8 protein-coding genes are annotated in these 12,846 nt (G+C 32.8%); all 8 read left to right on the top strand.

The window, feature by feature from the left end; genetic code table 11:
* The first annotated feature begins 353 nt into the window (after positions 1 to 353).
* Complete coding sequence (gene secDF / locus SSP_RS05730) at positions 354 to 2,630, top strand: protein translocase subunit SecDF (protein ID WP_011302952.1); 2,277 nt, start codon at positions 354 to 356, stop codon at positions 2,628 to 2,630.
* A 181-nt stretch (positions 2,631 to 2,811) separates the two neighbouring features.
* The gene (gene recJ, locus SSP_RS05735) at positions 2,812 to 5,091 is read left to right on the top strand and encodes a single-stranded-DNA-specific exonuclease RecJ (RefSeq protein ID WP_011302953.1); all 2,280 of its coding nucleotides are present in this window, start codon (positions 2,812 to 2,814) and stop codon (positions 5,089 to 5,091) included.
* 12 nt (positions 5,092 to 5,103) lie between these two features.
* Positions 5,104 to 5,622, top strand: a complete 519-nt coding sequence (locus SSP_RS05740) for an adenine phosphoribosyltransferase (protein WP_002483102.1) — start codon at positions 5,104 to 5,106, stop codon at positions 5,620 to 5,622.
* 325 nt (positions 5,623 to 5,947) lie between these two features.
* Entirely contained in the window at positions 5,948 to 8,137 is a 2,190-nt protein-coding gene (locus SSP_RS05745; protein WP_002483103.1) for a RelA/SpoT family protein, read from the top strand.
* A gap of 12 nt (positions 8,138 to 8,149) precedes the next feature.
* On the top strand, positions 8,150 to 8,602 hold the full coding sequence (dtd, locus tag SSP_RS05750) for a D-aminoacyl-tRNA deacylase (protein WP_011302954.1): 453 nt from the start codon (positions 8,150 to 8,152) through the stop codon (positions 8,600 to 8,602).
* Entirely contained in the window at positions 8,599 to 9,474 is an 876-nt protein-coding gene (locus SSP_RS05755) for an N-acetylmuramoyl-L-alanine amidase (RefSeq protein WP_011302955.1), read from the top strand. The genes dtd and SSP_RS05755 overlap by 4 nt, the downstream gene beginning before the upstream one ends.
* 328 nt (positions 9,475 to 9,802) lie before the next feature.
* Positions 9,803 to 11,065, top strand: a complete 1,263-nt coding sequence (gene hisS / locus SSP_RS05760) for a histidine--tRNA ligase (RefSeq protein ID WP_011302956.1) — start codon at positions 9,803 to 9,805, stop codon at positions 11,063 to 11,065.
* Between the two features lie 12 nt (positions 11,066 to 11,077).
* The gene (aspS, locus tag SSP_RS05765) at positions 11,078 to 12,844 is read left to right on the top strand and encodes an aspartate--tRNA ligase (protein WP_011302957.1); all 1,767 of its coding nucleotides are present in this window, start codon (positions 11,078 to 11,080) and stop codon (positions 12,842 to 12,844) included.
* The last annotated feature ends 2 nt before the right edge of the window (positions 12,845 to 12,846 follow it).

Raw genomic sequence — 12,846 nt, forward strand, 5'->3', positions numbered from 1 at the left:
GTTCTTTTTTTATATCTTTTAATCAAATTGATCTAATATATAATAAGATGATGTTGGTTATTAGGTTACCTTCAGCTAGTTATAATGACAAGTAAGACCTTTAACGCTATAGAGTGTTATAATTTAATGTAATACTATATATTTAACATTATACGAATGTTAGTCAAAAACTGGACTTTGCTATCGTTACAATGAAATATACAAGGTTAATTTAGTTGAGTTAGTTTTTACACTCGTTGTAATATGTTAAGATATATAAGGTTGTTGAGTAAAATTTTCTAGTTTCATTAAACTTGCATTAATATAATTTAATCGAGTATTCTTAAAACATAAGCTTACAATGAGGTGTTCAAGTGAAGAAAAGTAGTAGAATAGTTGCGTTCATATTACTTGTAGTTCTGTTGTTTGCAGGCATGGGACTTACATATAAGAACGTAGTTAAAGATGTCAATCTTGGATTAGACCTACAAGGTGGATTTGAAGTCTTGTATCAAGTTGATCCTTTACAAAAAGGCGATAAGATAGATGATAAAGCGGTAAAAGCGACAGCTAAGACGCTTGAAAACCGTGTCAATGTCTTAGGGGTTTCAGAGCCTAAAATACAAGTCGAAGATAATAATAGAATTCGTGTGCAGCTAGCAGGTGTGAAAAATCAATCTCAAGCCCGCGATATCTTATCTTCACAAGCGAATTTAACGATTCGTGATGCTGATGACAATGTCAAACTGACAGGTAAAGATATTCAACAAGGGTCAGCTAAACAAGAATTCAAGCAAAATACAAATCAACCAGCAGTTACTTTTAAATTAAAAGATAGCGATAAATTTAAAAAAGTAACTGAAGAAATTTCTAAAAAAGATGAAAATGTCATGGTTGTATGGTTAGATCATGAAAAAGGTGATACTTACCATAAAGAAATGGATAAAAAAGACCCTAAATACGTTTCTGCAGCGTCTGTAGACAAACCGATTAACTCAGATAGTGTGGAAATTTCTGGTGGTTTCAATGGTGAAGAAGGCGTAGAGAAAGCAAAACAAATCGCTGATTTATTAAATTCTGGTTCATTACCAGTAGACCTTAAAGAAATATACTCAAATTCTGTAGGTGCACAATTTGGTCAAGACGCTTTAGATAAAACTGTATTAGCGGCTGCAATTGGTATTGCTGTTATTTACCTATTTATGTTAGGTTTCTATCGTTTACCGGGATTAGTTGCAGTTATCGCTTTAACAACTTACATTTATTTAACATTAGTAGCGTTTAACTTTATTTCTGGTGTATTAACATTGCCAGGATTAGCTGCGTTAGTACTTGGTGTAGGTATGGCAGTCGATGCTAATATTATAATGTATGAGCGGATCAAAGATGAATTGAAGATTGGGCGAACGCTTAAACAAGCCTATAAAAAAGCTAATAAGAGCTCTTTCTTAACTATTGTCGATGCACAGCTGACTACAGTCATTGCAGCAGCAGTGTTATTCTTCTTTGGTGAAAGTTCTGTTAAAGGTTTCGCAACGATGTTATTATTAGGTATCCTAATGATTTTCGTAACGGCAGTATTCTTATCAAGATGGTTATTATCGTTATTAATATCATCTAATTTCTTTAAGAAATCCAATTGGCTATTTGGTGTTAGTAAGAAAAATATCCATAACGCTAATGAAGAAAAAGAAATACATGACTTGAAAACACCATACGAGCGCATTGATTTTATGAAATTAGCAAAACCTTTATTAGGTTTAAGCGTGCTTATTATTGTTGTGGGTGCTATCATATTATTTATTTTCAGATTAAATTTAGGTATTGATTTTACAAGTGGTACTCGAGTTGATTTTGAATCTAATAATAAGGTCGACGAGAATAAAGTTACAAATACTTTAGAAAGTAAAGGCTTTAAACCGGATCAAGTTTCTCTTGGTGAAAATGATAAAAACGCAACAGTACAATTTAAGCATGACTTGTCTAAAGACGAAGTTTCTAAAATTCAAGATACGGTAGACCAATCATTTGGTAATAAACCGACTGTGAACACTGTATCACCAGTTATAGGACAAGAATTAGCTAAAAATGCAATGTTAGCACTCATTTACGCAGCGATTGGTATCATCATTTATATTACATTTAGATTCGAATGGCGAATGGGTCTGTCATCTGTACTTGCATTGCTACATGATGCCTTTATGATAGTTGCCGTCTTCAGTCTATTTAGAATAGAAATCGATATTACGTTTATCGCAGCAGTTCTTACAATAATTGGTTATTCTATCAATGATACGATTGTTACATTCGATAGGGTACGGGAAAACTTACACAAAGTAAAAGTGATTACTAAAAATGAACAAATTGATGACATTGTTAATAGATCTATACGTCAAACCATGACACGTTCTATTAATACTGTACTAACTGTACTTATTGTTGTAATTGCATTGTTGATTTTCGGTGCACCAAGTATCTTTAACTTCTCATTAGCTTTATTAATTGGATTAATTTCAGGCGTATTCTCATCTGTATTTATTGCAGTACCGCTATGGGGTATTATGAAGAAACGACAGCTTAAGAAATCAGACAATAACAAAATCATTGTTCATAAAGAGAAAAAATCAAATGATGAAAAGATTTTAGTATAAACAATCAGTCATTGAAATTATAGTGAAACGGCTTTCTGCATAAATTGTAGAAGGTCGTTTTTCTTTATCAAAGTAGTAACTATATCTTTGTTCAGGCACTTGATTTTTATTTTTAAATGGAACCACTTTTTATTTTTGGATTTCTTTTGTATAATGACTTGTGGAAATGAGGGAGAATAGTATGATTAAATCAAAATATACTTGGGACGTTAAATCACCAGAAAATGAAATTACAGAGGATGTTTCATTAGATTTAAAACTAACTCCTATTGTAAAAAAAATATTAGAGAGTAAAGAAATTACCGATAAAGCAGCGATAGATCAATTATTAAAAAATAAACAAGTTATGCATGATGCTTGGTTGATGAGCGATATGGAAAAAGCCATAGAACGTATTAATTTAGCCATCGATCAAAATCAAAAAATATTAGTTTATGGTGACTACGATGCAGATGGTGTAACATCAACAACAATATTAGTAGAAACATTAAAAGCATTAGGCGCACATGTTGGTTGGTATATACCCAATCGATTTTCAGAAGGCTACGGTCCCAATGAAATGGCTTTTAAAAATGCACATGAGGAAGGTATTTCCTTAATAATAACAGTAGATAATGGTATACAAGGTCATGATGAAATACAGATGATTCAAGATTTAGGTGTCGATGTTATTGTTACAGATCATCATGAAATTGGTAGAACAATGCCTAGTGCGTTTGCTATTGTCCATCCAATGCATCCTGAGTTTGACTATCCCTTTAAATATTTATGTGGTGCTGGTGTTGCATATAAATTAGCGCAAAATTTATTAGATGAACCGCCAGCTTATTTTCTTGGATTAGTTGCTATTGGAACGGTTGCCGATTTGGTATCATTAACTGATGAAAACAGAGCTTTAGTCCAAAAAGGTTTAGAAATACTAAACGATCATTGTCCAGCATCAATTAAGGCAATACTTAAACAAGCGGGTTATAATGATGTAATTACGGAAGAAACGATCGGATTTATTATTGGCCCAAGATTGAATGCGGTAGGTAGACTCGAAGATGCAGCATTAGCTGCTGAGTTATTGATGACTGATAATGATGAAGAAGCAGAATTTTTAGCAGAACAAGTTGAATTCTTTAATCAAGAACGAAAAGATATCGTTGCCCAAATTACAGAAGAAGCATTAGCTGCTGCTGAGGATCAAGTCAAACAAGGGACAAAGTTCTTACTTTTAGCACAGGCAGATTGGCATGAAGGTGTACTTGGCATTGTTGCATCTAAGATAGTAGAAACATATAGCTTACCAACATTGATTTTAAATATTGATGAAGCACAAGATCATGCGAAAGGTTCTGCACGCAGTATAGAACAAGTCTCAATGTTTGAAATTTTAAATGCACATTCAGATTTAATTTCAAAATTTGGTGGGCATCATATGGCTGCTGGAATCACAATGCCAATTGAAAATATCGAAAGTTTAAGACAAGGCTTAAATGATTGGATGGCACAATTAGCATCAACAACATCACTAGAACCGCGTAAAAAAGTGGATGTTAAAGTAGCAGAAACAGATATAACAATCAAGAATATTCAAGATATTCAAAGACTTAGACCATTTGGTACTGACTTTTCAAGCCCATGTTTTGAATTAGAAGGCGTCATAGTCAATCAAGCTAAAGCCATTGGCCAAGATAAAAAACATTTGAAAATGGTATTAGGTGATAGCCAATTGCAAGCTATTTTTTGGCAGAATGGTCATCTTGTGAAAGAACTAGGAGAACAGCAACCTATAAATGTAATAGGTACACTTCAAATAAATGAATGGAACGGATTTCAATCTCCACAATTTATGATTCAAGATTTAGCAAGTAATAATTTACAAATTTTAGATTATAGAAGCAAAAGTAAAGTGAGTGGATTTGAACAAGACTCAAGTAACGTTGCATATCTCATTCATAACAAGAGTGAAAAATTAGATGATAATTATTACTACTATGGTGATACAATTGACCAATCATATGATAAATATGTATTTAGAGATTTACCACCTTCAATTCAAGCTATAAAAACAACACTTAAAACAGTTGATGTTTCTCAAATATACTTGGTGCTTAATCACGAACGCTCAATTTATTTTGAAGGTATGCCCAAAATGGAAACATTCAAAAAATGCTTTAAAGCATTGGCAACTAAAAAAGAAACAGATTTAGCTAAAGAAGGCATGCAATTATGCCAATTTTTAAATATACAACCAAGTATGCTTAAATTCATTCTAAAAGTTTTTCTTGATTTAGAGTTTATAAAAGATGAAAATGGTATAATTAAAATGAATAGTGTTTCAACAAAGAGAGAAATAGAATCTAGTAAATACTATCAAGGCAGACTAGATAGAATAGAAGTTGAAAAAGTGCTTCTCTATGATGATTTCGCTAATTTAAAAAAATGGATTAAAACTGAACTGGTAGATAAATAGGAGGAAGTTTGAATGGATTTAAAACAGTATGTATCTGAAGTTGAAGATTGGCCAAAACCGGGTGTGAATTTTAAAGATATAACGACAATTATGGATAATGGAGAAGCGTATGGTTACGCTACTGATCAAATTGTTGAATATGCAAAACTTAGAGACGTAGATATTATTGTTGGACCTGAAGCGCGTGGTTTCATCATTGGATGTCCAGTGGCATATTCAATGGGCATTGGTTTTGCACCAGTGCGTAAAGAAGGCAAACTTCCACGCGAAGTTATCCGTTATGAATATGATTTAGAATATGGCACGAATGTGTTAACAATGCACAAAGATGCTATAAAACCAGGGCAACGTGTATTAATCACGGATGATTTACTTGCTACAGGTGGAACAATTGAAGCTGCTATTAAACTTGTTGAAAAATTAGGTGGCATTGTTGTTGGCATCGCATTCATAATAGAATTAAAATACTTAAACGGTATTGAAAAAATTAAAGACTATGATGTAATGAGTTTAATTTCATATGAAGATTAAATTAATCTAGTAAAAGAAGTCAGATATGCACATTTTAAGGCATGTGCTATCTGGCTTTTTTATTTATTCAAATATAGACTGTTCTAAATGATACTTTGAAATGAAAATTAGAATAATTTTAAACTGGATTTTATTATTCGTATGGCCTACGCATTTATTTATTTAATAACATGTAGTATTATATAACTATTATACAAAATTTGGCCTAATAACGTAAAAAAACGTTATAATCGAAAATAATACAATGAATAGAAGCTATTGAAGCTAACGAAATATAATACTGGGTATCTAATAGCGATTAATATTTAGTATAGGGGTGTCTTAAGTGAACAATGAATATCCATATAGTGCAGATGAAGTACTATCTAAAGCAAAATCATATTTATCAAAAGAGGACTATGAATTTGTATTAAAAAGTTATCATATAGCCTACGAAGCACATGAAGGCCAATTTAGAAAAAATGGATTACCTTATATTATGCATCCAATTCAAGTTGCAGGTATCTTAACGGAAATGCATTTAGATGGTCCAACGATTGTTGCAGGTTTCTTACACGATGTAATTGAAGATACACCTTATACATTTGATGATGTGAAAGGCATGTTCAATGAAGAAATTGCAGTAATTGTTGAAGGCGTAACAAAATTAAAAAAAGTGAAATATCGATCTAAAGAAGAACAACAAGCAGAGAATCATAGAAAATTATTTATTGCTATTGCTAAAGATGTTCGAGTTATCTTAGTTAAATTAGCAGACCGATTACATAATATGAGAACATTAAAAGCAATGCCAAGGGAAAAACAAATTAGAATTTCTAAAGAGACATTAGAAATTTATGCACCATTAGCACATCGATTAGGGATTAATACGATTAAATGGGAATTAGAAGATACGGCTTTAAGATATACAGATTCTGTACAATATTTTAGAATCGTGAATCTCATGAAAAAGAAACGCAGTGAAAGAGAAGAGTATATTCAAAACGCGATTAATCAAATTCAGTCTGATTTAACTAGTATGAATATTGTAGGGGATATTAATGGTCGTCCTAAACATATCTATAGCATTTATAGAAAAATGGTTAAACAGAAGAAACAATTTGATCAAATCTTTGATCTATTAGCAATACGTATCATCGTCAATTCAATTAATGATTGTTATGCTGTGTTAGGTTTAGTGCATACATTATGGAAACCAATGCCAGGCAGATTTAAAGACTATATTGCTATGCCGAAGCAGAATATGTACCAGTCATTACATACTACAGTCGTGGGCCCTAATGGCGATCCATTAGAAATTCAAATAAGAACCTTTGAAATGCATGAAATTGCAGAGCACGGTGTTGCAGCACATTGGGCATACAAAGAAGGTAAGAAAGTAACTGAGAAGTCACAAAATTTTAATAATAAATTGAATTGGATTAAGGAATTAGCTGAAACAAATAATACAACTTCTGATGCTGAAGAGTTTATGGAAACTCTTAAATTTGACTTGCAAAGTGATAAAGTCTACGCATTTACGCCAGAAAGTGATGTAATTGAATTACCATATGGTGCGGTTCCTATCGATTTTGCCTATGCGGTACATAGTGAAGTAGGTAATAAGATGATTGGTTCAAAAGTAAATGGTAAAATTGAGCCGATAGATTATGTGTTACAAACTGGTGATATAGTAGAAATCAGAACGAGTAAACATTCTTATGGTCCTAGTAGAGATTGGTTGAAAATAGTAAAATCATCTAGTGCTAAAAGTAAAATACGTAGTTTCTTTAAAAAGCAAGACCGTTCTTCAAATATTGAAAAAGGTAAATTCATGATTGAAGCGGAAATTAAAGACCAAGGCTTTAGAGTTGATACCGTGCTAACGGATGATAATATCGCTGTCGTTAATGATAAATATAATTTTGCAAATGAAGATGATTTATTTGCAGCTGTAGGCTTTGGTGGCGTAACTGCACTACAAATAGTCAATAAATTAACTGAAAAACAACGTATTATCGATAAACAAAAAGCCTTGAATGAAGCACAAGAAATTACTAAATCTGTACCAATTAAAGATGATATTACAACCGATAGTGGTGTATATGTAGAAGGTATTGAAAATGTATTAATTAGATTATCAAAATGTTGTAATCCTATACCCGGAGATGATATCGTTGGATATATCACTAAAGGTCATGGCATAAAAGTTCACCGAACGGACTGTCCAAATATCAAGAATGAAAAAGAAAGATTGATACATGTTGAATGGGTACGCTCAAAGGATTCAACGCAACGCTATCAAGTGGATTTAGAAGTTTCTGCTTACGATAGAAACGGTCTTTTAAATGAAGTATTACAAGCTGTCAATTCAACACAAAGCAACTTAGTCAAAGTTTCAGGCCGTTCAGATATTGACAAAAATGCAGTGATTAATATTAGTGTTATGGTAAAAAATGTAAATGAAGTTTACCAAGTTGTAGATAAAATTAAACAGCTCGGCGATGTATACACAGTCACTAGAGTATGGAATTAGAGGTGCAACCAAATGAGAATCGTAGTTCAAAGAGTGAAACACGCTTCAGTCACAAATGACTCAGTAGATAATAAAATAAATAAAGGCTACTGTTTATTAGTTGGTGTAGGAAAATCATCAACTGAAGCAGATATTGCTACATTAGCGAAAAAAATTGTTAATGCACGTTTATTTGAGGATGCAGATGGTAAATTAAATTTAAACTTACAACAAGTTGAAGGAGAAATATTGTCTATTTCACAATTCACTTTGTATGCAGATGTTAGAAAAGGAAATAGACCAGGATTCACACAATCGATGTCACCTGATTGCGCTAATGAATTATATGAACAATTCAATGATACTTTACGCTCATATGGTATTAATGTATTAACCGGTGAATTTGGTACAGACATGCTTGTTGATATTGCCAATGATGGTCCTGTAACGATTATTTATGAAAGTCAGGATGGCAAAATCATATGAAGAAGTTCAATGATTGGTTAGAAAAACATAATCTTAGAAACATCCCCACACTTATTGTCGTTGTTGCATTTGTACTCTTTGTTTTTATGACCATTGCTTTCTTAAATCATAATGACGAAGACAGTAGTACGATTTATATTACTGAAGATGCTGAATTGAGAACAGGACCTAGCGCTGCTTATCCTGAAATACATTCAATTGACAAAGGACAAAATTTCCATAAAATAGGCAAAACTGGTAAATGGATAGAAGTTGTATCCAGTAATAACAAAGAAAAAGGTTGGGTAGCAGGTTGGCATACCAATTTGAATATTCAAGCAGATAAGAATCCCAATGCTAAACCATTAAAAGATAAAACAATTGTACTTGATCCTGGTCACGGTGGTAGTGATCAGGGTGCATCAAGTAATACCCACAAAAAAAGCAAAGAGAAAGTATACACTTTAAAAACGGCTAAAGAATTAAAAGCACTTCTCGAGAAAGAAGGCGCAACAGTAAGTATGACGCGTGAGTCTGATACTTATGTAACACTTGATGACCGTAATATTAAAGGTGATGCTTATATTAGTATACATAATGATTCACTTAAATCTTCCAAAGCAAATGGAAGTACAGTCTATTGGTTTAAAGACAATCAAAAAGCATTAGCTGAAACCTTAAGTGCGAGCTTGCAGAAGAAAGCGTTATTAACCAATAAAGGCGCAAGACAAGAAAACTTTCAAGTATTGAGACAAACAAACGTCCCTGCTGTCTTATTAGAGCTAGGTTATATTAGTAATCCAACAGATGAAGATATGATTACAGAAAAATTACATCGTCATATTGTAGAACAAGCAATTGTTGAAGGACTACGGGCGTATTTTTCAGAATAAAAAGGTTGCATATTTTTAACAAAGTCGTTATCATTGAATATGAATTCTATATTAAAACCGATATGATTCTTGAAATTTCTAATTGAAATGGTAGCATTTTAAGTGTGTAGAGACATAATTCATGGCTGAAAAATTATGCAAATTAAGTTAGAAATATATAACACAAGAACAGGTGCTTTTTAAAAAAGCCGCGTAACGAGCGTTAATCGTAAGAAGTGGGTTATAAATTACAACTTATAACCAATTAGGGTGGCAACACGGAAATTCGTCCCTTGTATGACTTATTAGTCATGCAAGGGTTTTTTTATTGCATAAAAGGAGAGATTCTATGATCAATATACCTAGAGGGACGCAAGATATTTTACCAAATGAAACTAAAAAATGGCGTTTTATAGAAGCAAGATTAGATGAATTAATGGAAGTATATAATTATCAAGAAATTCGTACACCTATTTTTGAGAGTACTGAATTGTTTGCACGTGGTGTAGGAGATTCTACAGATGTTGTACAAAAAGAAATGTATACTTTTAAAGATAAAGGTGATAGAAGCATTACGTTACGTCCAGAAGGGACTGCTGCAGTAGTTCGTTCATACATTGAAAATAAAATGCAAGGTTTACCAAATCAACCTATTAAGCTTTATTATAATGGTCCGATGTTTAGATATGAACGCAAACAAAAAGGACGTTATCGCCAATTTACACAATTTGGAGTTGAAGCAATTGGTGCTGAAAACCCTGGTGTTGATGCTGAAGTATTAGCTATGGCAATGCACATTTATCAATCATTTGGGTTAAAACATTTAAAATTAGTGATTAATAGTATTGGTGATATCGATTCACGTCATGAATATAACGAAGCTTTAGTTAAACATTTCGAGCCAGTTATTGGCGACTTTTGTAGTGATTGTCAATCAAGATTGCACACGAATCCAATGAGAATATTGGATTGTAAAATAGATAAAGATAAAGAAGCAGTGAAAACTGCGCCTAGAATTACAGAATTTTTAAATGAAACATCTAAGCAGTATTATGCAGATGTCAAACAACATTTAGATGACTTAGGTGTACCTTATGTTGAAGACCCTAATTTGGTACGAGGCCTAGACTATTATACGCATACTGCATTTGAATTAATGATTGATAATCCTAACTATGATGGTGCGATAACAACTTTATGTGGTGGCGGTCGTTATAATGGATTATTAGAGTTATTAGATGGACCTCACCAAACAGGTATAGGTTTTGCTTTAAGTATTGAAAGGTTACTGTTAGCACTTGATGAAGAAAACATTGAACTAGATACTGAACATGACTTTGATTTATTCATTGTTACGATGGGTGAAGAAGCAGATCGATATGCAGTTAAATTACTTAATGATTTACGTCGAAATGGTGTTAAGGCAGATAAAGATTACTTACAACGTAAAGTTAAGGGTCAAATGAAACAAGCGGATAGATTAAATGCTAATTACACAATTGTTATTGGTGAGCAAGAATTACAAGAAAATAAAATTAACGTTAAAAATATGCAAACAGGTGAAAGTGAAAGCGTTGATTTAGATAAATTAGTTAATTATTTTAAAAAATAAGGAGAAGATAAAATGAGTAAACGTACAACATATTGTGGTTTAGTAACAGAATCTTTATTAGATCAAGAAGTTACATTAAAGGGTTGGGTACACAACCGTAGAGATTTGGGAGGATTAATTTTTGTTGATTTACGTGACCGTGAAGGTTATGTACAAATCGTGTTTAATCCAGATTTTTCTGAAGAAGCATTGAAAACTGCTGAAACCGTAAGATCGGAATATGTTGTAGAGGTTAAAGGTCTAGTTAAAAAACGTGACCCTCAAACAGTCAATCCTAAAATTGCAACGGGTCAAGTAGAGGTGCAAGTATCAGAAATCAATATCATTAATAAATCAGAAACGCCACCTTTTGCTATTAATGAAGAAAATCAAAATGTTGATGAAAACATTCGATTGAAATATAGATATCTTGATTTAAGACGACAAGAATTAGCACAAACTTTTAAAATGAGACATCAAACAACACGTTCAATAAGACAATATTTAGATAAAGAAGGCTTTTTTGATATCGAAACGCCAGTATTAACTAAATCAACGCCTGAAGGTGCGCGTGATTATCTTGTACCTTCTCGTGTACATGATGGAGAGTTTTATGCATTACCACAATCACCTCAAATTTTTAAGCAGTTATTAATGATTAGTGGTTTTGATAAATACTATCAAATCGTCAAATGTTTCCGTGACGAAGATTTACGTGCCGACCGTCAACCAGAATTCACTCAAGTCGATATCGAAATGAGCTTTGTTGATCAAGAAGATGTCATGGATATGGGTGAAGAAATGTTGCAAAATGTCGTAAAAGATGTCAAAGATGTTGAAATTCCACGTCCATTCCCAAGAATGACATATAATGAAGCAATGGAACGTTATGGGTCAGATAAACCAGATACACGTTTTGAAATGGAGTTAATTAATGTATCTGAACTTGGCGAAGAGATGGACTTCAAAGTATTTAAAGATGCCGTTAATAATGATGGCCAAGTTAAAGCAATCGTTGCAAAAGGGGCAGCTGATCAATATACTAGAAAAGATATTGATGCATTAACTGAATTTGTAAATATTTATGGCGCTAAAGGATTGGCTTGGGTCAAAGTGGTTGATGACGGTTTAAGTGGTCCAATCGCTAGATTCTTTGAAACAACACATATTGAAAAATTACAATCATTAACAAATGCAGAATCTGGAGATTTAGTATTATTTGTTGCTGATAAACCCAATGTTGTTGCTCAAAGTTTAGGTGCACTTAGACTTAAACTTGCAAGAGAGTTAGACTTAATAGACGAATCTAAATTGAATTTCTTGTGGGTAACAGATTGGCCATTATTAGAATATGATGAAGATCTCAAACGCTATACTGCAGCACATCATCCATTCACAGCACCAAAACAAGAAGATATTGAAAAATTAGATAGCGAACCTGAAAATGCACAAGCTAATGCATACGATGTTGTGTTAAATGGTTACGAATTAGGTGGCGGATCAATCAGAATCCATAACGGAGAGCTGCAAGCTAAAATGTTTGAAGTCTTAGGCTTTACTGAAGAACAAGCTCAGGAACAATTTGGTTTCTTACTTGATGCATTCAAATATGGTGCACCACCACATGGTGGTATTGCGTTAGGACTTGACCGTTTAGTTATGCTATTAACTGGTCGTACGAATTTACGTGATACGATTGCATTCCCTAAAACGGCTTCAGCAACGTGTCTATTAACAGATGCACCAAGTGAAGTTTCTGAAAATCAATTAGAAGAACTATCATTACGTATACGTCATTAATA

This window comes from Staphylococcus saprophyticus subsp. saprophyticus ATCC 15305 = NCTC 7292 (assembly GCF_000010125.1).
GTDB classification, from domain to species: Bacteria; Bacillota; Bacilli; order Staphylococcales; family Staphylococcaceae; genus Staphylococcus; species Staphylococcus saprophyticus.